General features: G+C 69.3%; 22 protein-coding genes. 8 read left to right on the forward strand and 14 right to left on the reverse strand.

Annotated elements, in window-relative coordinates:
- Positions 1-32 precede the first annotated feature (32 nt).
- The 5 genes from WKR98_RS11160 to dctP form a co-directional block, all read right to left on the reverse strand.
- Entirely contained in the window at positions 33-1,553 is a 1,521-nt protein-coding gene (locus WKR98_RS11160; RefSeq protein ID WP_124688158.1) for an indolepyruvate oxidoreductase subunit beta family protein, read from the reverse strand.
- A complete protein-coding gene (locus WKR98_RS11165) occupies positions 1,543-3,729 on the reverse strand; it encodes a thiamine pyrophosphate-dependent enzyme (RefSeq protein ID WP_124688159.1) in 2,187 nt (728 codons plus the stop codon). The genes WKR98_RS11160 and WKR98_RS11165 overlap by 11 nt, the downstream gene beginning before the upstream one ends.
- A gap of 109 nt (positions 3,730-3,838) precedes the next feature.
- On the reverse strand, positions 3,839-5,149 hold the full coding sequence (locus WKR98_RS11170; protein WP_124688160.1) for a TRAP transporter large permease: 1,311 nt from the start codon (positions 5,147-5,149) through the stop codon (positions 3,839-3,841).
- A gap of 9 nt (positions 5,150-5,158) precedes the next feature.
- Positions 5,159-5,674 (reverse strand): TRAP transporter small permease, encoded by a 516-nt coding sequence (locus WKR98_RS11175; protein ID WP_238160306.1) that lies wholly within the window; start codon positions 5,672-5,674, stop codon positions 5,159-5,161.
- A gap of 6 nt (positions 5,675-5,680) precedes the next feature.
- Positions 5,681-6,685 carry a TRAP transporter substrate-binding protein DctP gene (dctP, locus tag WKR98_RS11180; protein WP_124688161.1) on the reverse strand — a complete coding sequence of 335 codons (1,005 nt, stop codon included), beginning with the start codon at positions 6,683-6,685 and terminating at the stop codon, positions 5,681-5,683.
- A gap of 244 nt (positions 6,686-6,929) precedes the next feature.
- On the opposite strand from dctP, the gene WKR98_RS11185 reads away from it, so the two are divergent.
- Positions 6,930-7,874: a LysR family transcriptional regulator gene (locus WKR98_RS11185; protein ID WP_124688162.1), complete on the forward strand. Its 945-nt coding sequence runs from the start codon at positions 6,930-6,932 to the stop codon at positions 7,872-7,874.
- Positions 7,875-7,896: 22 nt separating this feature from the next.
- Here the strand turns inward: WKR98_RS11185 and WKR98_RS11190 are convergent, their stop codons facing one another.
- The gene (locus WKR98_RS11190) at positions 7,897-8,715 is read right to left on the reverse strand and encodes a ChbG/HpnK family deacetylase (RefSeq protein WP_341433030.1); all 819 of its coding nucleotides are present in this window, start codon (positions 8,713-8,715) and stop codon (positions 7,897-7,899) included.
- Positions 8,716-8,739: 24 nt separating this feature from the next.
- Here WKR98_RS11190 and WKR98_RS11195 point away from each other — a divergent pair, with 24 nt between their 5' ends.
- Positions 8,740-9,135 carry a GtrA family protein gene (locus WKR98_RS11195; RefSeq protein WP_341433031.1) on the forward strand — a complete coding sequence of 132 codons (396 nt, stop codon included), beginning with the start codon at positions 8,740-8,742 and terminating at the stop codon, positions 9,133-9,135.
- Here WKR98_RS11195 and WKR98_RS11200 read toward each other — a convergent pair.
- The 3 genes from WKR98_RS11200 to WKR98_RS11210 form a co-directional block, all read right to left on the reverse strand.
- Positions 9,089-10,639 (reverse strand): ArnT family glycosyltransferase, encoded by a 1,551-nt coding sequence (locus WKR98_RS11200; RefSeq protein WP_341433033.1) that lies wholly within the window; start codon positions 10,637-10,639, stop codon positions 9,089-9,091. The two genes, WKR98_RS11195 and WKR98_RS11200, sit on opposite strands and share 47 nt — an antisense overlap.
- 77 nt (positions 10,640-10,716) lie before the next feature.
- Positions 10,717-11,769, reverse strand: a complete 1,053-nt coding sequence (locus WKR98_RS11205; RefSeq protein WP_341433035.1) for a glycosyltransferase family 2 protein — start codon at positions 11,767-11,769, stop codon at positions 10,717-10,719.
- A 108-nt stretch (positions 11,770-11,877) separates the two neighbouring features.
- Positions 11,878-12,819 carry a LysR family transcriptional regulator gene (locus tag WKR98_RS11210; protein ID WP_124688166.1) on the reverse strand — a complete coding sequence of 314 codons (942 nt, stop codon included), beginning with the start codon at positions 12,817-12,819 and terminating at the stop codon, positions 11,878-11,880.
- A 127-nt stretch (positions 12,820-12,946) separates the two neighbouring features.
- Here WKR98_RS11210 and WKR98_RS11215 point away from each other — a divergent pair, with 127 nt between their 5' ends.
- From WKR98_RS11215 to WKR98_RS11230, 4 genes are read left to right on the forward strand one after another with little or no spacing between them, the layout of a single operon-like run.
- The gene (locus WKR98_RS11215) at positions 12,947-13,927 is read left to right on the forward strand and encodes an isocitrate lyase/PEP mutase family protein (RefSeq protein ID WP_161567714.1); all 981 of its coding nucleotides are present in this window, start codon (positions 12,947-12,949) and stop codon (positions 13,925-13,927) included.
- 48 nt (positions 13,928-13,975) lie between these two features.
- A complete protein-coding gene (locus tag WKR98_RS11220; RefSeq protein WP_341433037.1) occupies positions 13,976-14,944 on the forward strand; it encodes a Bug family tripartite tricarboxylate transporter substrate binding protein in 969 nt (322 codons plus the stop codon).
- Between the two features lie 58 nt (positions 14,945-15,002).
- Entirely contained in the window at positions 15,003-16,019 is a 1,017-nt protein-coding gene (locus WKR98_RS11225) for a dihydrodipicolinate synthase family protein (RefSeq protein WP_341433039.1), read from the forward strand.
- Positions 16,016-16,984, forward strand: a complete 969-nt coding sequence (locus tag WKR98_RS11230; protein WP_124688170.1) for a Bug family tripartite tricarboxylate transporter substrate binding protein — start codon at positions 16,016-16,018, stop codon at positions 16,982-16,984. The genes WKR98_RS11225 and WKR98_RS11230 overlap by 4 nt, the downstream gene beginning before the upstream one ends.
- 28 nt (positions 16,985-17,012) lie before the next feature.
- Here the strand turns inward: WKR98_RS11230 and WKR98_RS11235 are convergent, their stop codons facing one another.
- On the reverse strand, positions 17,013-18,137 hold the full coding sequence (locus WKR98_RS11235) for an MFS transporter (protein WP_341433041.1): 1,125 nt from the start codon (positions 18,135-18,137) through the stop codon (positions 17,013-17,015).
- 76 nt (positions 18,138-18,213) lie between these two features.
- Here WKR98_RS11235 and WKR98_RS11240 point away from each other — a divergent pair, with 76 nt between their 5' ends.
- Positions 18,214-19,137, forward strand: coding sequence for a LysR substrate-binding domain-containing protein (locus WKR98_RS11240; protein ID WP_341433043.1), 924 nt, complete (start codon positions 18,214-18,216; stop codon positions 19,135-19,137).
- Positions 19,138-19,146: 9 nt separating this feature from the next.
- Here WKR98_RS11240 and WKR98_RS11245 read toward each other — a convergent pair whose 3' ends face one another.
- The 3 genes from WKR98_RS11245 to WKR98_RS11255 form a co-directional block, all read right to left on the reverse strand.
- Positions 19,147-19,542, reverse strand: coding sequence for an OsmC family protein (locus WKR98_RS11245; RefSeq protein ID WP_124688173.1), 396 nt, complete (start codon positions 19,540-19,542; stop codon positions 19,147-19,149).
- Positions 19,539-20,486, reverse strand: coding sequence for a DedA family protein/thiosulfate sulfurtransferase GlpE (locus WKR98_RS11250; RefSeq protein ID WP_124688174.1), 948 nt, complete (start codon positions 20,484-20,486; stop codon positions 19,539-19,541). The genes WKR98_RS11245 and WKR98_RS11250 overlap by 4 nt, the downstream gene beginning before the upstream one ends.
- Before the next feature lie 139 nt (positions 20,487-20,625).
- Complete coding sequence (locus tag WKR98_RS11255; protein ID WP_341433045.1) at positions 20,626-21,585, reverse strand: Bug family tripartite tricarboxylate transporter substrate binding protein; 960 nt, start codon at positions 21,583-21,585, stop codon at positions 20,626-20,628.
- Between the two features lie 130 nt (positions 21,586-21,715).
- On the opposite strand from WKR98_RS11255, the gene WKR98_RS11260 reads away from it, so the two are divergent.
- Entirely contained in the window at positions 21,716-22,639 is a 924-nt protein-coding gene (locus tag WKR98_RS11260) for a LysR family transcriptional regulator (RefSeq protein ID WP_341433047.1), read from the forward strand.
- A 94-nt stretch (positions 22,640-22,733) separates the two neighbouring features.
- On the opposite strand, the gene WKR98_RS11265 is transcribed toward WKR98_RS11260, so the two are convergent.
- Positions 22,734-23,222, reverse strand: coding sequence for a universal stress protein (locus WKR98_RS11265; protein ID WP_341433049.1), 489 nt, complete (start codon positions 23,220-23,222; stop codon positions 22,734-22,736).
- Between the last annotated feature and the right edge of the window lie 100 nt (positions 23,223-23,322).

Genomic DNA, 23,322 nt, shown 5'->3' on the forward strand with positions numbered 1-23,322 from the left:
GCGGGAGGGAGGCCGCGGCCCTCAATTAGACCTCATGCCCGGGCCTCTGGCGCGGCCGGCACGATGCCCGAGAGCTGCCGGGCGAGCCGTTCGCCGCTGTCGTCGGCCAGCGCGGCCTCGCGCAGGCTGGCCACGGTGCGCGCGGCGTCGGGCCGGCCGCGCAGGGCGGGCAGCACGGCCATGATCTTGCGGTAGCTGCCCAGGCCGCGCGCGTGGGTGTCGCCGTAGCCCTTGATCAGGCGTGGGCATTCGGCGATTTCGCAGGCCAGGCCGTAGTCCGCGGGCGCGAGCCGCATGACGCGGTCCAGCCAGTCCTGTATGCCGGCCGTCTCGCGCTCTTGCCGCAGCGACCGTAGCCGCAGCCGCTTGAAGGCCGTGACGCCGTACAGCAGCAGGAATCCGCGCAGGCTGGACGTGCGCACGACGCGGCCGCTACGGGTGGCGCGCGCCAGCAGCGGGCCGGCCCAGCGCGAGGCCAGCAGCCACCGCCCGAGGCCAGCCGGCAGCATGTCGGCGATCTCTTCCGGGCGAGGGTGGAAGAATTCGTTGATGCGCAGCATCTGCCCGGCGCGGGCCCCGTGCTGCTGCCGGACGCGGTCGAAGCGGGTCGCGCGGATCTTCAGTTCGGCGACGCGCACCGTGTCCTCGTAGGTCATCCACAGGGCGAGATAGCGCGCGGTCTCGCGCAGCAGGCGGCCGGCCCGGTCGATGTTACGGACGGCGTCCACCAGGGGCCGCAGCCGGTCCAGGTACAGGGCGGCGTAGGCCGGGTCCTGGTAGTCGGCGGCGCGGACGATGCCCGCCCGGAGGATCTCCTTGAGCGGGGCGGGAAACTCCCGGTCGATGCGGGCGTCCAGCGGCGCGAGCCGGGCGTCGATGGCCGTGTCGGCCGTCGGCGGCGCCGAGGACGGCGGGGGGGCGTCGACATGGGCGCGAAAGCCCGCGTCGAACGCCTGCAGGCTGGCAGCCACGCCTATCCCGCCGCGCTCGATGGCGGCTTCGAAGGCTTGCCGGTCCCAGGGCAGCGTCCCCGTGGCGGCCAGCGCACCGAACAGGGTCGCGCTGATGACGCTGCCGCTGCGTTCGGCCAGGGCTGAATAGTCGCGGCAGACGAATTCGCGGGCGGCCGCGCGTCCCGCCTCGTACAGCGATGCATAGTCCTTGCGCCCGTCGCCCATGGCCATCTTCTCGGGCAGGGCATAGACGCGGTTGGACGAGGCGATCAGCACGGTCCTGTCCGGGGTTACGAGTCCTCGCTGCACCGCCCGGGCCGCCTCCATCAGTTCGGAGGCGATCACCACATCCACGTCGCCGGGAACGGGCATCAGACCGAGCACGGGCGTGCGTGTTCGGTCGCGGGGGCTGGGCAGGACCTCCACGTAGTAGATGGTGGCGCCGGTGCGCTGCGCGACGCCGGGGACGGACGTGGACTGGGCGTGGAAGCCCGCGTGTTCGGCCGTGGCCACGATCCAGTCGGCCAGCACCCCGCCGCCTTCCCCGCCCATGGCGAGGATGGCGATCTTGATCGGGCGCGCGGTTGCCTCAAGCGGCATGGCGATACTCCTGCTTGGCAAGGCGGCGCTGCAGGAAGCCGATGATTTTTCCGGCCAGGCGCGCGCCCAGGGTTTCGAGGCGGGTGGGATTGGTCACGACGTCGGCCCGGTAGAACGACGGACACAGCACGGCGGCGTGCGAGACCTCCCCGCACAGGCCGCAGCCCACGCAGCTGGGCAGCACGGTGGCGACCGGGTCGCGGCGCAGCGGGTCGGGGTTGTCCTTGATCGACAGCGAGGGGCAGCCGGACAGGCGTATGCAGGAGTGGTCGCCGGTGCAGGTGTCGTGGTCGATGCCGAACTGCTCCTTGACGACCCGCCGGCCTTCCTTGGCCATCCGGCGCTGTTGGGGCTTGATCCGCCGCTGCTTGTTCAGCATGCATTCGGACTGGGCGATCACGACCTTGGGGCCGGGCTCGTCGGACGTCAGCGCCTCGTCCAGGACCGACTGCATCTGCTGGAGGTCGTAGGTATGGGTGACGGTGCGGACCCACTCGACGCCCACGCCCCGCACCGCGGCCTCGATGCCGTGGCGGGTCGAGCGGGTGGGAGCGTCGGCGGCGGACGAGAGGATGTCCTGGCCGCCGGTCGCCGCCGAATAGCCGTTGTCGACGATGACCGTGACGTTGTTGCTGCGGTTGAAGACCGCGTTGCCGATGCCGGAGGTCAGGCCGTTGTGCCAGAAACCGCCGTCGCCCATGATGCTGATGGTGCGCCGGCCGGTCTCGCCGGTGTTCAGGGCCGCCGCGCCGGCGGCGCCCAGCCCGTAGCCCATCGAGGTCGCGCCGATGTTGAACGGGGCGAGCGCGGCGAACTGGTGACAGCCGATGTCGGCGCTGACGTAGTGCTTGCCGATGCGGCGCTCGACCATCTTCATCGCGGTGAAGATGGGACGTTCCGGACAGCCGGTGCAGAAGGAAGGCGGTCGCGGCAGCACTTCGTCCACCTTTTCCAGTGCGACGCCGGGCATGGACGGCACGATGGGCGGGATCCTGGGTTCCAGCATCCGGGCCACGCCCTCGGGCAGGGGCTGCCGCCCGGCCAGCCCGGGCGCGTGGCGCTCGAGGAAGCGACGCAGTCCCTTCATCACGACCCGGGGCGTGTATTCCCCGGCGCGCGGCAGGATGTCCTTGCCGTGCAGCACGGTCGCGACGTCGGCGCGGCGCAGGATGGTGTGCAGCGCCTGTTCGATGAACTCGGGCTGGCCTTCCTCCAGCATCAGCACCGCGTCCTTGCCCCGGCAGAAATCCAGCACCTCGTCTTCCACGACCGGATAGACGACGTTCATGACATAGATGGGTATGTCGGTATCGCCGTAGATGTTGGCCAGCCCCATCAGCTCCAGCACCCGCATCAGAGTGTTGTACAGGCCGCCCTGGACGATGATGCCGACATGGCCGGCCTCGCCGTCGAAGCATTCGTTCAGGCCGTGCTCGCGCACGAAATCCTCGGCCGCCTTCCAGCGCTGCGTGATCTTCTCGTGCTCGTGCACGAAGGTGGCGGGAGCCAGGGCCATGCGTTCCACGTCGCGCCGCGGCTGCTCGATGGCATCCTTCAGCGAGAACGCGGGGCGCTTGTTGTCGGTGGCCGCGAAGCGGCCGTGGGCGTGGCAGGCGCGGATGCGCAGCGTCAGCATGACGGGCGTGTTGCTGGCCTCGGACAGGTCGAAGCTCTGCTGCACGGCGCGCACCAGCGAAGGCAGGTTAGGGCGGGGGTCCAGCAGCCACATCTGCGACTTCATCGCGAAGGCATGGGAGCGTTCCTGGATGATGCTCGATCCTTCCCCGTAGTCTTCGCCCAGGATGATGAGCGCGCCGCCGGTCACGCCGCCCGAGGCGAGATTGGACAGCGCGTCCGAGGCCACGTTGGTGCCGACGGTGGACTTGAAGGTGATGGCGCCGCGCAGCGGGTAGTGGACCGAGGCCCCCAGCATGGCGGCCGCCGTCGCCTCGCTGGCGCTGCTTTCGAAGTGCACGCCCAGTTCGTCCAGGATCTCGCTGGCATCGGCCAGGACGTCCATCAGATGGGAGACGGGCGAGCCCTGGTAGCCGCCGACGTACGAGACGCCGGACTGCAGCAGGGCCTTGGTCACGGCCAGGATGCCTTCGCCTTCGAACTCCTGGCCCGCGCCCAGGCGCAGCTTCGTGACTTCCTGCTTGAATGATCGCTCTGCCATAAGCGTTCCGGAAAAAAGGTGAAAGGGACCCCGGCGGCCATCGACGGACGGCCACCATGGGGGAAGAAGGATCGGGGGACGCGCGCGGCGCGCGGGGAATGTCTCTTCCCTAGAACCTCGCGGGCAGCCAGGTCGCGATCGCGGGCCAGAAGAAGATCGCCACCAGCAGCAGCATCGTCATCGCCACGTAGGGCGTGACCGCCTTGAAGATGTCGGTCATCCTGACCTCGGCCGGCGCCACGCCGCGCATCGTCATCAGCAGCATGCCGTGCGGGGGCAGCAGCAGGCCCAGCTGCATGCAGATCAGGTACATGATGCCGAACCAGACCGTGTCGATGCCCAACTGGTTGACGATGGGCATGAACACCGGCAGCGTGATCATCATCATGGAGATCTGTTCGACGAACAGGCCCAGGAAGATCAGCAGCGCCAGCATGCCCGCGACGATGGCCAGCGGGGACAGCCCCGTGCTTGTCACCGTCTGCACCAGGCCGTTGGTGGCGCCCGAGAAGCTCAGGATCTGGGAGAAGGTGGTGGCGCCCAGGATGATGAACAGGATCATGGCCGAGATCACCAGCGTGCCCTTGAGCGCGGCGAACAGCCGGGCCGGCGTCAGCGCCCGGTAGCACGCGGTGACCAGGATGGTCGCCATCGAGCCCAGGGCGGCCGATTCCGTGGGCGTCGCCCAGCCGGCGATCATCGAGCCGACCACCACGCCGAAGATCGTCGCCAGCGGCAGCACGTAGATCAGGAAGGGCCGCACGCGCTCCCAGCCCCGGTGTTCGTCCAGCGGGCCGTTCGGCGCGATGGCGGGCCGCAGGCTGGCGCGGACCACGATGTAGGCGATGAACGACAGGCTCAGGATGAAGCCGGGCGTCACGCCTCCCACAAGCAGCTTGGAGATCGAGATGCCGGACAGCGAACCGAGCAGCACGGTGATGGCCGAGGGCGGGATCAGCATGTCGACCGCGCCGATGGCCATGATGGGGCCGCAGGCCATGGTGGGGTGATAGCCGCGCTGCAGCATGAGCGGCAGCATCAGGCTGCCCAGCATCGCCGTGGTCGCGATGGTGGAGCCCGAGATGGCCGAGAAAATCGTGCCGGCCACCACCGCCACCACCGCCAGCCGGGCGGGCATGCGCCGGATCAGGCGTTCGATGCCGTCGATCACCTTGAGCGCCACGCCCGTGTGGAACAGGACCTCGCCCATCAGGACGAACAGCGGGATGGGCGTGAGCGAGAAGCTGGTGATGGAGGCCGAACCGTTGCGCACCAGTTGGCCCAGGCCGGGTTCGCCGCCCAGGAACAGCAGCGCCCCGGCCAGGTTGATGACCAGGAAGGAGAAGGCCACGGGCAGGCCGAGGAACAGCAGGGCGGTGGAGCCGCCGAACAGCAGCAGCGAGGCTTGTTGCCAGGTCATGGGCGCCTCCTAGCTGGCCGACACGGCGTCGTGCCGCGGCCGGTGTTCGGCCTTGCGCAGCCGGTCCATGCGGAACAGGAACTCGACCGACAGCAGGGAGAAGCTCAGTACCCAGGGGGCGGTCCCCCACCACTCCGGCGTCACCAGCGTCTTGGTGATCATGCCGCCGCCCAGGTAGCTTTCATGGGTGACCAGCCAGCCGTGCCAGGCCAGGGCGACGCTGCAGGCGAAGCCGAGCAGGTCGGACGCCCACTCGCAGGCCCAGCCGGCGCGCGCCGGCAGGGCCTGCAGCAGGATGTCGACCCGGATGTGCTGGCCCTGGCGCAGCAGCCAGGGCGCGGCCAGCATGGTCATGGCGGACAGCATCGTTTCCGAGATCTCGTTGCTCCAGGACAGGTCGGCCAGGCCGGTGTTGCGGGTGAACACGTCGGCGCAGATCATGACGGTCATCGCCAGCAGGATCAGGCAGGCCAGGGAGAAGCAGAGATAGAGCAACTGTCCGTAGGCGCGTGAAATCGTCTGCATGGCGGATCACGGGCGCGAGAACAGCGACTTCAGCTTGGCCGCGTGCGCGGGGCTGACCTCGGCCATCCGCTTCCAGGCGGCGTCATGGGCGGCGTCCAGCAGCTTGCGGCTGTCTTCCGGCGACAAGGCGATGGTTTTGACGCCCGCTTCGGCCTGCCGCCTGGTCTCGGCCGCGACTTCGTCCTGGTACGTGGCGTTCTGTTCTTCGGCCCACGCGAATTGCTTCTGCAGGAACTCGCGCTGGGCCTGCGTCAGGTTCTTCCAGGACGACAGGTTCATCAGGATGCCGTTCTCCGAGCCGTAGAAGCCGGGGTCCACGCGGTACTTGGTCTTCTCCTGCCAGCCCAGGTCGAAGATGCCGGCGATCGGCCAGCCGTAGCCGTCCACCACGCCGCGTTCCAGCGCGGTGTAAAGCTCGCCCGGCGCGGTCTGCACCACCGTGCTGCCCAGGCCCAGGAACAGATCCCGGTAGACCGGCGTGATGCGCATCTTCTGGCCCTTGAGGTCACCGGTGAAGCCCTTGTTGGTGTAGATGTGATAGGGCACGCCGTCGCTCAGCCGGGCGAGGTAGGTCAGGCCCTTGGGCGCCAGCAGAGTGTTCATGTAGTCGATGGCGCCGTTCTCGCGCAGCTGCCGGGTCGTCAGGTCGGTGTAGGACATGGCGATGGCCTCGGGCACGATGTTGGTGTAGAACACCCCGGTCACGTTGGCGAGATCGACCACCTTGTTGCGCACGGCGTTGCCCACCTCGAATGGCGGGATGGCCTTGGGGCCGCCGATGTAGTTGATCTGCACCAGGCCCTTGCCTTCCCGGTTGACCTTCTCGACGAAGCGTTCGAAGTGGCGGGAGAAGAAGGTCTTTTCGTCGAAGGAACTGACGGCGCGCAGGGTGACCTGCTGCGCCTGGCCCAGGGCCGGCGCGGCCAGACAGGCGAGCGCGGCGGCCGCGAGGATGGCGCGGCGCTTGCCTTGCAGGGAGCGGGAACCGGCGTTGACGAGGGACCTGAGCATGTTGTCTCCATTGCCGGCTTCTTTCGCGAGGCACGGGCCCGCGAAGGCGGCGATAAGGGTTGGATGGATGGGATGGCGAGGCGGACCGAGGTTAGAGGGCGGCCGCGAGGCCCGTCAACGCGATTTCCTGCGGCATGCGATGAATTCTTTTCATGCACGGCGGGGGCGCGCCTGCGGGGCGTGATCGGTGCCAAAATGCCGGTGCGCGCCACGCGCTTTCCCGTACGACTCTCGCGATACCGCCATGGAATTGAAGCAACTCAGAGCGCTGCAGGCCATCGCCGACACCGGCAGTTTCGGCGAGGCGGCGGCCCAGCTCGGCCTAACCCAGTCGGCGCTCAGCCACCAGGTGCGCCATCTCGAGGCCGAACTGGACGAGACCCTGCTGATACGGGCCCGGCCCAAGGTCTATCCGTCTCCGGCGGGACTGGCGGTGCTGGCTTCGGCGCAGAAGATACGCGCCGAGATCATGGCGCTGGAAGCGCGCTTCGAGCGCTCCAAGACCGGGCCGGTCACCGGCACGCTGCGCATCGCGGCCACCACGCTGTCCATCGTCTACGTCCTGGGCGACCTGTGCGAGGCCTTCATCGAGAAGTACCCGGGGATCGAACTGATCTTCACCGCCACCGAAAGCGCCGAGGCCGCCGTCAGGCGGGTGCAGGTCGGGACGGCCGACGTGGCGTTCGGACCGCTGGGCGAAGGCAGCAGCCAGATGGTCAGGGTGGCGCTGGGCAGCACCGAGCATGCGTTCATCGTCCGCAGCGGCCATCCGCTGGCCAAGCGGGGAACCGTCTCGCTGGACCAACTGCGGGAGTTTCCGTTCGTCCTGTTCCAGCAGGGCAGCGGTACGCGGGCCATCACAGACGAACTGTTCATGCCCGATGGCGGCTATCCGTCCATCCTGACCGAGTCCAACGACGCCCAGTTCATCAAGCGCATCGTCTCGATCAGTTCCGGCGTCGCGCTCATGCCGGTCTATGCGCTGGCCGACGAGGTGGCCAGCCGCAGGCTGAGCCTGCTGCGCTGCGCGGGGCGGCCCATCCTGGTCGACATCGGCATCGTCCACAAGAAGAACGTGCTGATGAATTCGATCGAGCTGTTCAAGTCGCTATGCCTGGACCAGCGTGGGCCGTCGCCCATCGGCATCACCATCGAGAACGCGCGCAGCCTGCCGTTCGCCAGGCGCTGAACCCGCAGGCGCGCGCGCCGGCTCAGGCCAGCGGCCCCACGCGCAGGCCTTCCTCGTCCAGCCAGCGGGAAAGGGCCGGGCCGGCCAGCACCCGGTATTCGGCCACGCGCTGCCCGCCGGGAGGGTCGTCGGGCACGGGGGCGACGGCCGGGTGGCACATCAGCACGTCCCGGTCGCCCGCGTGCCGCAGCCAGTTGCGCACCAGCGCGGCATAGTGCTGTTCCCCGCCTTCAAAGCCGTACACGCCCAGCAGGCGGGCGTTGGTCCGCATGCCGTGGCCGTGTGCCAGACGGGCCAGCCCGGCGGCGCCCAGCGCGGCGATCACGCGGGCCTTCAGGCGAGGCGGGCGCGGCATGCCGGGCAGGGGCGCGGGGCGCGTGGAGCGCAGCCACGGCAGGGCATGGGCATAGCGCCGCGCCAGCAGCGCGACCAGGCGGGTACGTATGCGGGGCAGCTGATGCACGTGCTGGTGGCCGTCGACGTAGGCGGGCGGGCGGCCGAAGGCCTGTTCGAAGGCGTCGAACTGCCGGGCCAGCCGTGCATCGATCCAGGCCTCGTCAAGCAGGCCCGCATAGCTGCGGGCGATGAGCGCGGACAGGGACGGGCGCTCGGCGGGCGTGTCGAAGAAAGCGGTGAAGTCCACGTGCAGGCCGGTCTCGATGCCCGTGTCGGCCAGCAGCCGGGCGTAGGTGCCGAAGCTGGGGCCGAGCGTCATGCAGCTGGCGGCGCTGACGCGCTTGCGGGCGGCCAGGGTAAGGATGGCCAGGTCGACCGACGCGTCCATGCCGAAGTCGTCCGCACACACGACGATGCGCCTGCCGGATAATGGCGTTCCGTTCACCACGTTTCCGTTGGATGTCCATCCATGCGCCTGCTTGCCGGACAGATCCTTCGCTTCGTCGCCGTCGGCTGCCTGGCCGCCGCCACCCACTGGGTCGTAGCCGTGGCCTGCGTCGAGATGCTGCGCGTCGTGCCCCTGTGGGCCAACGTGGTGGGCTGGCTGGCCGCCTTCTGCGTATCGTTCGCGGGCCATCTGCTGTTCACGTTCAGGCACCCGCTGCATGCGTGGCAGCAGGCCGCGGCGAGATTTTTTCTCGTATCCGCCGGCGGCTTCGCGGTCAACGAAATGGCCTATGCCTGGCTGCTCCATGTGTCCTCGGTGCGTTATGACGTCTTGCTGGCAGCGGTGTTGGTGGGGATTGCCGTGGGTACCTTCATTGCAAGCCGGCTATGGGCGTTTGGCCGCACGCCCGGCGCATGAGCCCGTCGCCGGCCTCGATCAGCCACACGCGGCTGCGGCCTTCGCTCAGCACGGGCTGCCGGTTCGCCAGCAGTGGCTTGCGCGTGGCGTCGTCGGCGCCGCCCCAGATCCAGTAGCGTTCCCCGGCGGGGGCCGCGCACAGGCGTTCGTGCAGCAGCCGGTCCGACAGCAGCACCTGCTGGCCCTGTATCGGGTCGAAATGCGCGGCGTCGTACAGTTCCTTGCGCCAGTTGTCGCGCAAGGGAATCTGCGGGTCCAGCCAGTCGTCCACGACCCAGATGGGGGAGCGGGAGCGGGAATACAGTTGCAACTGGAAGGGGTACTCGTGCAGCGCCACCAGCGTGTCGCCGGGCCGCAGCCGCGCGCCGATGTCGAGGGCCAGGGACTTGGGAGCCTGGTGCGAGTAGGCGGCGGCCGCGGCCATCGCCGCGCCGCACAGCGTGGCGGCGCCGATGACCGACAGCGGAAACAGGCGCCGCCAGCGCAAGCTGCGGCCGCTGCGCCGGACCGACATGACGACCTCGGCCAGCAGGAAGGCGAAGGCGGGCAGCGCCGGCACGATGTAGCCGATGAGCTTGGAGCTGGGTAGGGAGAAGAAGGCCAGGATCACGGCCAGCCAGATCAGCATCAGCCGCCGCAGTTCGCCGTGGGGCGCGGTCCAGAAGCGCTTGTCGAGCAGGCCGGCGGCCCACGCCGACCAGGGCAGCGCCAGCCCGGCCAGCACGGGCAGGTAGAACCAGGCCGGCTGCACGTTGTTGAATCCGCCGGCGGAGAATCGCTCGAACTGCTGGTAGATGAAGAAGTAGTGGAAGAACTCCGGGTAGCGCAGCTGCATCAGCCAGAACCACGGCACCGCCACCAGCAGGAAGGCGCCGATGGCCGGCGGCCACAGCAGGACGAGCAGGTCTTTCCAGCGGCGCGCCGACGCTACCCAGATCACCAGCACGACGGCCGGCAGCGCGACGCCTATCAGGCCTTTGGCCAGCACGGCCAGGCCGGCCAGCACCGCGCACGTCAGCATCATGCCGCGGGGCGAGGCGCCTTCGCGGGCGCGCAGCAGCGCCTCGGCACCCGCCAGGATGCACAGCGAGATCAGGCTGGCCACCAGCATGTCCAGGTTGGCGAACTGCGCGGCGCCGTAGAAGAAAGGCAGGGTGACCAGGATCAGCGTGGCGACCGTGGCGGTGCCGCCGTCGCGCCACCTGCGCACGAACAGGTACAGGCCCGCCGCCGCCAGCCAGGCCGCCAGGACCGAGGGCAGGCGGGCGGCGAACTCGTTCAGCCCGAACACCGAGAACGAGGCCTCGGCCAGCCAGTAGAACAGCGGCGGCTTGTGGAAATAAGGCATGCCGTTCAACAGCGGCACGGCATGGGAGTGGCCGCGCAGCATTTCCCAGGCGACGCCGGCGTAGCGGCCCTCGTCGGGCAGCATCAGCGGCCGCACCCAGGACAGCATGGCGAGCCACGCCGCGATGGCGGCAAAGAACAGGCTGGTTCTTTTCATCGCCGGGCCGCCCCAAGATGAAAACGCCCCCTTGGGGGGCAGCGCAGCCGCGCAGCGGCAAGCGTGGGGGCCATTTTTCATCGCATGCCTGCGCGGCGGCTGCGCGTCCCCGTGCCGCGGCGAGCACGGACCACGTACAGCGGCCGGCCCTTGACCTCGTCGAAGATGCGGGCGACGTACTCGCCCACGATGCCCAGCGAGATCAGGTTCAGGCCGGCGAAGAACAGCAGGGCGGCCACGATGGTGGTCCAGCCCGCGACGATGTTGCCCTTGACCAGGTATTCGCCCACCACGTAGCAGCCATAGGCGAACGACAGCGCGGCGAAGAGTCCGCCCACGAGGCTCGCCATGCGCAGCGGCCAGGTCGTGAACGCCGTAAGCCCGTCCAGGGCCAGGCGTCCCAGTTGCAGCGGCCGGAAGTGGCTGCTGCCGTGGGCACGGTCGGCGGGGACGTAAGGCAGCGGTTCGGCCTTGAACCCTACCCAGGCGTACAGGCCCTTCATGAAGCGCGTGCGTTCGGGCAGGGCGATCAAGGCGTCGACGACGCGGCGATCCATCAATCGGAAATCGCCGGCATGCGCCGGGACGTCGACGCGGCCATGCGAGCTGAGCAGCCGGTAGAACAGGCGCGAGCCCAGGCGCTTGAGCGCTGGCTCGTCGTCGCGGTGGCTGCGCACGGCATAGACCATGTCCGCGCCGGCGCTCCAGCGGGCGAGCATCCGGTCGATCAGGTCGGGCGAGTGCTGCAGGTCGGCGTCCATGCTGATGACGACGTCGCCGTCCGCGGCTTCCAGGCCGGCGCTGAGCGCGGCTTCCTTGCCGAAGTTGCGCGACAGCTGTAGATAGCGGAAACCCGGAACCTGGCTCCAGCGGGCCATGAGCTCGGAGGTCTCGTCGGTGCTGCCATCGTCCACCACGACGATCTCCCAGCTTCGGCACAGCGTGTCGAGGCGGGCTCGCAAGAGGGGAAGAAGCTCGCGCAGGTTGCGGGCCTCGTTCAGGCAGGGCAGGACGCAGCTGACGTGGACATCGTGGAAGGCGCAATTCCTGGGAGCGGCCGCCTCGGGAAGAGGCAGGACCACGCCGGGCAGCGCCGGGCCGAAGCCATCCAGATCGTGTTGGACATCCATGAAACACTCGGAAAGAACGACGGGAACGGCGCCAGTATGGTCGGGCGTGCGTCGAATTTTCGTTGAAGGGATGTCGAGTTTCCGTGGCCAGGACCGTTCAGCGGAACGTCAGTTTTCGGGCGCCCCGTAGGTGCGTTCCCCGCGTTCGGCGATCACCTCCAGCAGTGTGCCGGTGAACGCCTCCAGGACCGCCGGTTGTTCCCGCCCGCGCTTGGTGATGAGATGGAAGCCCAGGGACAGCACGGGGTCGGTCAGCAGCGCGGTGACGACCGGCACGTCGGGTCCGACCGGCGCGGCGAACGAGGGAATGATGGTGGGACCGACGCCGGCCGCCGCCATGCCGATCAGCGATTCCAGGTTGTTCATCCGAATGCCGCCCTCCGGGCGCAGGCGTTTCGACGCCGTCTTGCGCTTGTCGATCAACTGCTGGAGTTCCGAGGTGGGGTGCAGTTCGACGAAGGGCACGTCGGGCAGGTCGTCCCAGCGTATGCGCCGGGGCCTGCCCTGCGCCTTCAGCCGCAGCGGGGCGGTGCGGCACTCCACGTACAGGAAGTCGAACTCGAACAGCGGGCGCCGCGAGACCTCGGGCACGTGCCGGGGAAAGATGCCCAGCCCGCAGTCGAGTTCGCCGCTGCGCACGCGGCGTTCGACCTCGGGCTTGGGCAGGTCGAACACGTGCAGGTCCAGCGTGGGCTGGGTGACGCGCAGCTTCATGTATACGTGCGGCATCACGCTGGCGGAGAATATGGGCGTGGCGCCCACGCGCAGCGTGCGCCGCCGTTCTTCCGAGAGCTGGCTGAGGACGGGCGCGATGGTTTCCACCTCGTCCACGACGTGCTGGGCCACGGGCACCAGCCGCTGGCCCGCCGCGGTCAGGTGGACCGAGCGGGTGGTGCGCTCGAACAGCCGGCACGCCAACTGGCCCTCCATGTCCTGCATCATCAGGCTCAGGCCGGGCTGGCTGATGTGCAGCTGTTCCGCCGCGCGGGTGAAGCTGCGCGTATGCACCACGGAAAGAAACGCCTTGAAATGCCGGATCGAGAGATTCATAAGTAACGTAAATCAATAGATATAAGAGATATATTAGACAAATTAAACGGCTGTTCCTAGAATTTCCCGCAAGCAAGCACAGATGCACCCGCCGGCCACGCCGGACGGGGCGACGGGAGACGGGACGATGAACGAGGCGACAGCCAAGCGGCGCCAATTCCGCGAACTACTGGCCAGGGACGAACTGCTGGTCATGCCCGGAGGCTTCAGCCCCCTGCTGGCCCGCATTGCGCAGGACGCGGGGTTCGAAAGCTATTTCATCGCCGGCTCGCAGCTGTGCGCGTTCCTGTATGGCTATCCCGACACCGGCGTGATGGGCATGCGCGACGTGGTCGACCATGCGCGGCACGTCGCGGCCCGGACCGACATCCCCATCTTCCTGGACTTCGATACCGGCTTCGGCAACGCGGTCAACGTCTGGTACGCGGTGCAGGAGGCGGTGCGGGCCGGCGTGGCGGGCTTGCAGATCGAGGACCAGGAGGCGCCCAAGAAGTCCGGGACCAGCGCGGGCCGCCGCTGCATCCCGGTGGACGAGGCCGTGGGCAAGTACCGCGCGGCCGTCGCCGCCCGCGACGAGATCGACCGGGAGTTCGTGGTGTGCGCGCGCTGCGACGCGCTCGGGGCCGCCGGCGAGACCTTCGAGTCCGCGCTGAACCGCTGCGTCGCCTATGCCGAGCAGGGCGGTGTGGACCTGGTCTGGCTCAATTCGGTGCAAAGCCGCGAGCAGTTGAAGATCGCCTGCCGCGAGATCCCGGTGCCGGTGCTGACCATCTGGGGCGGGCAGGGTCCGGCGCCGACGCTGGAGGAATACCGCGAGCTGGGCTTGCGGGTGGTGCTGTATCCGACCATCGCCGCCTCGTCGGGGATGCAGGCCGCCTGGCGCGTGCTGCATGATTTCCGCCGGCGCGGCCAGGCCGCGCTGGCCGACTGGGCCGCCCAGGTCAACGCCTGCCCGGACGGACCGGCCGACTACAAGACCCTGTCGGGCATCCCGAAAGTGATGGAGCTCGAACGCCGGTTCCTGGCCGAGGACAGCCGTCCCGACTATGCAAGCACCTGGGGCCACGGCGGCACGCTGGAGCAGAGCGGCAGGCAGCCCCCGAAGTGACCGGGGCCGGCGCGGCCGGCCCTTTCTTCCTCCTTCCTGGAAACGAACATGGATCGACGTCAATTATTGAAGGTCGCGGGCGGAGCCTTGCTCGCGCCGGCCGTGGCGCGCGGCGACACCTATCCCGGCCGGCCCATCCTGCTGCAGGTGCCGTTCCCGCCGGGCGGCGCGGCCGACGTGATGGCGCGGCTGGTCGCGCGCAAGATGAGCGAAGCGCTGGGCCAGCCCGTGGCGGTCGAGAACAAGCCCGGCGCGGGCGGCATCATCGGCGCGGCGGCCGTGGCCCGCGCGGCGCCCGATGGCTACACGCTGCTGCTGTCCACCACCAGCACCCATTCGCTGGCCGCCGCCATCAAGTCCTCGCTGCCCTACGATCCGGAGAAGAGCTTCGCGCCCATCATCGAGATCGCCAACGGCAAGAGCGTGCTGCTGGTGTCCAGCGCCTCGGGCATCCAGGACGTCGCCTCGCTGGTCAGGCTGATGAAAAGCCGCGGTGCCGACAACAATTTCGGTTCGGCCGGCGTGGGCACCCTGGCGCATCTGAACGGAGAAGCCTTCAAGCGCGCAGCCGGCGTCGAGATGACGCACATTCCCTACAAGGGCATGTCGCTGGCCGTGCAGGACCTGATAGGCGGCCAGTTGACGATGATGTTCGACAGCGCCGTGTCCGCGCTGGCGGTGCTCAAGGGTGGGCGCGTACGCGCGCTGGCCGTGGCCGGGCGCAAGCGCACGCCGGTGCTGCCGGACGTGCCGACGCTGATCGAGGCCGGCGTGCCGGGCTTCGACATGGAAGCCTATTTCGGCCTGTGGGCGCCGGCGGGCACGCCCGCGCCCGTCGTCGAGCGGCTCAACGGCGTGCTCAACGCCGCGATCGCATCGCCCGACCTGCGCTCCGAGATCACCAGCCTGGCCGCCGACCCCGCGGGCGGTACCAGCGCCGCCTTCGCCGAACGCATCGCGCGCGACCGGCGCAAGTGGAAACAGATCATCGCCGACGCGGGCATCACGCCCGAGTAGCGTCCCGCCGCCGTGCGCCGTCCGGGCGCATGGCCATGTCTTTCTTCAGGAGCAGTTCTTGAGCCATTCCTCGTTCCACCTCATCGCGCGCCGCCTTTACACCGCGCTGGTCCTGCCGCTGCGGGACGATCTCGGCATCGACGAGCCGGGCCTGCGCCAACTCGTGCGCTATTACCTGCAACAGCCGAGGTTCGCCGCCGAGGGCGGCCTGATCGCCAATCCCGAGGCGGGCGAAGCCTTCTACCTGACCCGCGAGGAAAAGCGGCGGGTGCTGGAAATCGTGATGGAGGAAGCCGCGGGCCGGATGCCGGTGCTGGCCGGCACCTTCGCCTGGACCACCGCGGAAACCGTGCAGACGGCGCGCGACGCGAAGGCGCTGGGCGCCCAGGGCATCTTCGTGGTGCCGCCGGCCGGTTCCATGGACGTGGCCATCGCCTGGGACTCGGTCCGCTATCCGGAGGTCTGGCTGGACCAGATCAAGGCGCAGGACGCGGCCGTGGACCTGCCCATCTTCACCCATCCCATCACCAGCGCATCGCAGCCCTGGGGACTGGGCCTGCCGCTGGAGCCCACGCTGAAGTTCTGCCGCGAGGTGCCCAACATCGTGGGCTGGAAGACGACCTATGCCTACCAGGGACACCGCATCCTGGCGCGGGCCATGCGCGAGCAGGCGCCCGGCGTCGCGCTGCTGTGCTCGAGCGCGCATTTCTTCCACGAGTACCTGGCCAGCGGCAATTTCGACGGCACCATCAGCGGCTCGTGGAACTATGCGCTGGAGCCCATGCTGGACCACATCGAGGCGATGCGCGCCGATGACCTCGCCGCCGCCCGCCGCATCTGGGACGCGGGCCTGGCGCGCCTGCACGAATACATCTACGCCGAGCCCGGCCGGCTGCACGTGCGCTACAAGATCGCAACCTGGCTGCGCGGCCTGATCGAGTCGCCGCGCATGCGTCCGCCCATGCCCGAGCCGCGCGCCGAGGAGATCGGCCGCATCGACCAGTTGCTGCGCGGCGCCGGCATCGGCGTGGTGCGCGAACCGGCGCAGATGGCCGCCGCCGGGAGGCAGGCATGATGGGCGCGCGCCGCATCGCGGCGCTGGCGCTGGCAGCGTTGCTGCCGGTGGCCGGCCTCCATGCGCAGGAATACCCTGGCAAACCCGTCAAGATCGTGGTGCCGTTTCCGCCGGGCGGCTCGACCGACGTGGCGGCCCGCATTCTCGCGGCCAAGCTGGCCGAGGAGTTCCGGCAGCCGGTCTACGTCGAGAACAAGCCCGGCGCCGGCACCACCATCGGCGCCGCGTACGTCGCTTCCTCGGCGCCCGACGGCCATACCCTGTACGTGACGGGGCCGATCACCCACGCCAGTTCGCAGGCGCTCTACAGGAAGCTGCCCTACGACGCGCTGCGCAGCTTCGCGCCGGTCGGCAACATGACCGTGTCCCCGTTCATCGTGGTGGTCCATCCCGCCTCGCCCGCGCGGTCGCTCAAGGACCTGCTGGAAGCAGCGCGCAAGCAGCCGGGGCGGCTGAGCTACGCCTCCAGCGGCAACGGCGCCGCCCCCCATCTGGTGACCGAGATCATCGCGCGTGCCGCCGGGGTGTCGTTCACGCACGTGCCCTTCAAGGGCGTGGGGCCGGCGGTGGTCGCGCTGCTGGGCAACCAGGTGGATTTCATGATCGCCGACGTCGCCGTCGTGCCGCAGATACGCGAAGGCAGGCTGCGCGCGCTGGCGCTGACTACGGCGGCCGAGTCGCCGCTGGTGCCGGGCGTACCGTCGATGGTGGGGGCTGGCATGCCGGGCGTCGACGTGCCGAGCGGCCTGGCCCTGTTCGCGCCGGCGGGGACGCCGGAGGCGGTCGTCGCGCGTATCAACGCGTCGATGAACCGCGCGCTGCAGGACGCGGAGGTCAGGCAAAAGTTCGCCATGCAGGGCTTCGAGATCCAGACCGGCACGCCGGCCGATCTGGCGGCGATGATGGCGCGCGAGATCGAGCGCTACGGGCAGGTCGTGCGGCAGACGGGCATCAGCATCGATTGACGCGGGCCGCGCCGGCGGGGTCCGCGGCTCAGGCGCGGCGCAGGCAGGCCAGCGCCGCCGCCGACAGCAGCAGGGCGGCGCCGCCGTAGATCAGCACGGCGGGCGCGGCCGGCAGCAGCAGGCCGGCCAGCATCGGTCCCGTGCCCGCGCCGATGTCGCGCCAGACCGCGCGGGAGGCCAGGGCCTGGATGCGTTCGTGACCGGGGTGGCGGTGCGCCACGATGGGGGCCAGCAGCGGCAGTTGCAGGGCGCGCAGCACGACGATGGCGAAGGCGCAGCCCCACAGCCAGCCGGCGCCGAAGCCGACCAGGGCGACCGAGGTGGCCAGCGACAGCACGACCAGCATGTGTTCGGCGCCCAGGCGGTCGGCGATGCGCCCGCCCAGCGGGCTGAGCAGGATCTCGGACAGGTATCGCAGCGCCATCAACACGCCGGCCGCCAGCAGGGCCCAGTCGGGCAGCGCCTCCTGCGCGAGCAGCGACAGGCCGATGATGAACAGGCCGTCCAGCGTCAACCCTTCCATGAAGGACCAGGCATCTAGGCTGCCGGGCGGCCGTATGCGGCGCGCGGCTTGCGGCGCGCTTTGGGGTCGGCGGTGCGCGGGCAGGCGGCGCGCCAGCGGCAGGGCCAGCAGGGCGAGGGCGGCCAGGATGAAGAAGATGAAACGCGGTCCGGCCAGATCCGCCAGCCAGGCACCCGCCGGCAGCGCCAGCATGGGGCCCGCGGCGATCAGGGCGCGCGAGCGGCCCGTGCGCTGGGCCGAGCCGGACAGGCTGGCGGTGGCCAGTGCCAGGGTGGACAGGTTCAGCGCCGCGTAGGACAGGCCCCACAACAGCCGGACGGCCAGCAATAGCCAGAATCCGGGGAACAGCGCATAGCCCAGCGCGCAGCAGGCCGAGGCCAGTACCGCCAGCGTGCAGGCGGCGCGGTCGCCGCGCTCGGCGTACAGCCTTGCGACCCAGCCATAGCCGACTATCCGGACCAGCCGGTTGGCGGCCAGCAGCACGCCAGCCTGCGCGAGGCTGACGCCGAACTGTTGGGCGTGGACGGGAAGCAGCAGGTAGAGGACGGTGTCGGCGGGCAGGCACAGGCCCAGGACAATCGAGGCATCGCGCGAATGGCGATCGGCGGTGGAGGTGTCGGGATCGGACATAGGCCGACATGGTGACGTCCGCATGACAGGGCGACAAACGATTTAAACTGGCGCCACACGTGAGAAAATTGCACGCATGCACCATCGTCCGCCGCCCCTCAATGCCGTCCGGGCCTTCGTCGCCGCCGCCCGCCATCTCAGTTTCACCCGCGCCGGGCAGGAGCTGGGCGTGACCCACGGCGCGATCAGCCGCCAGGTCCGGCAACTGGAGGACTACCTGGGCGTCGAACTGTTCGAGCGCCGGACGCGGCAGATCGTGCTGACCGCGGCCGGCGCGCAGTTCCTGGCCGATACCGCGCCCGCGCTGGCCAGCATCTCGGCCGCCGCCGAAGTCTTCGTCGGGCGCAGCGCGCCTCGGGTGGTCAGGATCAACGTGCGCCCGAGCTTCGCCGTGCGCTGGCTGATTCCGCGCCTGCCGGATTTCGTGGCCCGCCATCCACAGGTCAAGCCGGAAGTGGTGACCAGCACCCTGGCGCCCGAGAAGGCGCTCGAAAGCTTCGACGTGGCCATCCGGCGCGGCCGCCGCGGCTGGCCGCCCTCGATCGAAGCGCGCGGCTTCATGCAGGACGAAGGCCTGGTCGTGGCCGCGCCGGAGCTGCTGCGGGTCCGGCCGGTCGATCGGCCCGCCGACCTGGCCGGACATGTCCTGCTGTATTCCCGCTCCCGCCGCGCGGATTGGGAAGCCTGGTCCGCGCAGGTCGGCCGGCCGCGCGCGCGCAAGCAGCAGACGCTGCAGTTCGATCACCTGCATTTCGTGATGCAGGCGGCACTGGATGGATTGGGGTTGGCGCTGGCCCCGGTTTCGCTGCTGGGCCACGACCTGGCCAGGGGCCGTCTGGCGGCGCCCCTGCCCGACCTGCGGCTGGTGCTCGATCGCTACTATTACGGCGTGGCGCCGGACGCGGGGCCGCCCGCGCAATTGTTCGTGGCCTGGCTGCAGGACGTGGCGCGGGCCGAGACGCGGCAATTGCTGAAGCTGGCGGGCGCCGCCGCCAGCTGAGCGGTCCGGTCAGGCGCGCGTGACCTCGCTGTCGATCTTGATCGTGGTGCTGGTCATCAGCTTGTGCACGGGGCAGCGGTCGGCCACCGCGTGCAGCTCTGCCACCTGTTCGTCGGTCAGGTCGCCGCTCAGCACCAGGCGCGCGGTCAGCCGGTATTCGCCGCGCCGCTCGTCCTTGTCGTCGCGCACGATTTCCACGTCCACGCCATCCAGGGGAATGTTCTTGCCCTTGGCGTAGACCATCAGCGTCAGCGCCTTGCAGCCGCCCAGCGCGGCATCGAAATAGTCGTGCGGGGACGGGCCCTCGCCCTTGGGGGCGGGCATGTCCAGGGGCACGTCGTGGGCGCCCAGGGAGATGGTGTAGCGCATGCCGCCGGGCATGTTCGATTTGACGTGTACGCTCATGATTGCTCCGTTGCGGGGGAGGCGAGTGGGGATTCGGGCGTCTCGCGGTAGGCCTGCCAGGCGTCGTGGCCGCCCAGCAGCGCCCAGGTGCTGGTATAGCCGGCGGCACGCAGCTTGGTCGCCAGCATGGCCGCCGAGATCTCGTTGGGACAGGCGCAATACACCACGATGTCGGTGTCGTAGGGGCCGAGTTCCAGGCCGTCCAGCGGTGCGTGGATGTCCACCGCGATGGCGCCCGGCAGCGGATCGTCGGGCTGGGGCCGCACGTCCAGCAGGATCGGCCGGCGGCCCGCGCGTTCCCAGGAGGCGAGTTCGTCCACCGCCAGGCGGGGAACGGTGCGCAAGTACTTGATGACGCGCCACCGCTGGACCAGCCGATAGGCGATGTACAGCGCCAGCAGCGTGCCCAGGAACAGGATGCCCATCTGGCCGTATTGGTCGATGGCCAGCAGGATGTCGGCCACCACGGGATGGAAGACCGCGCCCAGCAGGATTGCCGAACCGCCCCAGATCAGGGTGCCGGCGATCTCGTAGCCGACGAAGGTGCGGTAGGGCGCGCGGGTCAGGCCGGCCATCACGGTGCTCAGGGCGCCGGCGCCGGGCAGGAACTTGGCCACCAGCAGCAGGCGCGGTCCCACTTGCAGATAGCGGCTCTGGGTCTGGCGTATGCAGGAGTCCTGCGAGAGCGAGATGCGGCAGATGGTGCTGAGCAGCCGCGCGCCGTGGCGCTGTCCGGCCGCGTACCAGGCACTGTCGGCGATCAGGCTGGCCGCCACGGTGCCGGCCAGGATCAACGGCCACGAGAGCTGGTCCTGCGCGGCCAGCGCGCCGGCCACGACCAGCAGCGGATAGGCGGGTATGGGCAGGCCCGCCTGTTCCAGCAGCACGTTGAAGAAGACCAGCCATGCTCCGTAGAGCACGAGCAGCGTCTGTAGATCGGCCAAGTGGGCCTCCTGGATGAGTTCTCTAGGAGAGGATAGGGGCGCTCGCGGCCGAAACAAGCCCACGGGCCGTGGGGGATTTCGCCCCGCGCCGGCCCACCTTACCACAGGCCACGGGCGGCTTTCCCGGCCGCCCGCCGGTTCATTCGGCCGTGATGTTCGCCGCCTTCACCACGTCCGCCCAGCGCTGGGCATCCTTGGCGACGAGCTTGCCGAATTCGGCCGGCGAGGCGGTGGCCGGCACCATGCCCTGCGCCTCGAACGCGGAAGCCGTGGCGGACGATTTCAGCGCCTGCGAGATTTCCTTGTTCATGCGGGCGATGATGTCGGGCGGCGTGCCCTTGGGCGCGAACACGCCGTACCACATGTCCACGTTGCCGCCCTTGATGCCCGCTTCCTCCAGGGTCGGTACGTCGGGGAGCTGGGCCAGGCGCTTCGCGCTGCCGGTGGCGATGGCCTTGAGCTTGCCGCCCTTGATCTGCGGCAGGGCCACGTGCACCGGCAGGAACATCGCATCTATGCGTCCGCCCAGGATGTCGGTGACGGCGCCCGCCGTGCCCTTGTAGGGCACGTGCATCATCTGGGCCCCGGTCTGTTGCAGGAACAGCGCCATCGACAGGTGGTGGGGCGTGCCCACGCCGGGGGTGGCATAGGTCAGCTTGCCGGGTTCGGCCTTGGCCGCGGCCACCAGTTCGGCCACGGTGGCGGGCTTGCGCGAGGTGGGCGACACCAGCAGCAGGGTGCCCCACGAGGTCAGCGCCACGGGGTCGAAGTCGGCCACCGGGTCGTAGGGCAGCGACTTGTACAGGCTGCGGTTCATGACCAGGGTGTTGACCTGCACCATGAAGGTATAGCCGTCGGGCGCGGCGCGGGCGGCGCGTTCGCTGCCGATGTTGCCGCTGGCGCCGGCCACGTTCTCGACCACGATGGGCTGGCCCAGGGTCTTGCCGAGCTGGGTGGAGAGCTGGCGGGCGACGAGGTCGATGCCGGTGGCAGGGGTGTAGGGAACGATGAAGGTAATGGGGTGGTCGGGCCAGGCGTAGGCGCTGGCGCACGAACCGGCCAGGGCGAGGGCGCCCAGCGCGCGCAGGTATCTCGGCATCTCGATGTCTCCTTGGTAGGGTCTCCTGCCAGTATGCGGAAAGCGATATGCTTTGGAAAATGAATTTTTGTTCTCATCCATATCAAGCGCGATATGGCTGGGGTGACCCTTTCGTTTCCGGTTTCCGCCCATGGATTGGACCCACCGCCTGCGGCTGCGCAATCTCCAGATGCTGCTCAGCCTTGCCCAGACCCGCAACATCAGCCATTCGGCCGCCGCGCTCAACACCACGCAGCCCGCGCTGTCGAAGTGGCTGCGCGAGCTGGAGGACGACATCGGGCTGCCGCTGTTCGAGCGGCATGCGCGCGGGCTGCGCCCGACGTCCTACGGCGAGGCGCTGATCGCCCACGCGCGGCGCATCGAGACGCAGCTGGATCGCGCGCACAGCGACATGGAGGCGATGCGCGAAGGGGGCAGCGGGCAGGTCCTGATCGGCACCTCGGGCGCGGCGGCGCCGGACACGGTCCCCCTGGCGATGCTGGCCCTGCTGCGGCGCATGCCGCAGGCCCGGATACGGGTGGTGGAAAGCACGATGGACCAGCTCATGGAGCAATTGGCGCGTGGCGACCTGGACATCGTGGTGGGGCGTTCGGCGCCCGAGCTGCACGATCCGGCGATCCGTTCGGAGGCGCTGTACCTGGAGCCCATTCATTTCGTGGCGCGGCCGTTGCATCCCTTGTTCGAGGCGAGCGAGCCGACCTGGGATGCGGTGATGCGGCATCGGTGGATCCTGTGGCCCCGGGGTACGCCCATACGCAATGCGCTGGACGCGGCGCTGGCGGCGGCAGGGCGGAGCCTGCCGGTCGATTACGTGGAGTCGAATTCGGCGACGCTGAACATCACGCTGCTGGCGCACAGCGACATGGTGGGGGTGGCTTCGCATCGGGCGGCGATGCGGCTGGTGACGATGAACGCGGTGCGGATCGTGCCGCTGCGCCTGTCGGGATTCGGGTCGGTGGAAATGTATTGGCGCAATGACGCGTTGCGGCCGGCGGGGGTGGAGGCGGCGTTGGAATGCCTGAGGGAGGTCGTGCGAGGGCAGGGGGAGCCCTGAGTCCTTGAGACGGCGGTATCCGGAGCGTATCGGCCCCAGGATGCGGTGGATCCGGCTCCCCCGGTCCACCCGCATCGCCCCCTGGGGGGGCGCTTCAGCGCGTAGGGGGGGGACTCTTCTTTTCTTTTTCTTCTTTGACGCGGTAGACCAGGACGGCGACGTGGGCCAGGGACAGCACCTTGGCGGTGACGCTGCCCAGCAGCAGGCGCGAGAGGCCGCTGCGGCCGTGGCTACCGATGAAGATCAGGTCGCAGCCGGTTTCGGCGGCGGCCTGGACGATGCCGTCGGCGACGTTGAAGTTCGAGACGGACAGGGCGGTGCTCTTGACGCCGGCGGTGTCGGCACGGCTGGTGACGGCGTCGAGGTACTTGGCGGCCTGTTCGGCCGAAGCTTTCTCGTAGGCGTCGTCGGTGATCGCGTAGGCGGCGGCCATGCCGTCGAAGCCGATGGTGGCGGCGAAGGGCTGGGTGACGTGCAGGGCCACGATTTCCGCGTTCACGGAGCGGGCGAAGCTGACGCCGGCGTTGGCGGCCTGGGCGGACAGCGGCGAGCCATCGGTGGGGATCAGGATTTTCTTGAACATGACGTTTTCTCCTTGAAGATCACGAAGATGACCGCTCGAACGCCGGTGCAATGGCGCGGGCGTTTTTTCGTTACCGCGCAGTACACCACATCTTGAGCGG

The sequence above is a fragment of the Pigmentiphaga sp. YJ18 genome (assembly GCF_038066655.1).
Lineage (GTDB): Bacteria > Pseudomonadota > Gammaproteobacteria > Burkholderiales > Burkholderiaceae_B > Pigmentiphaga.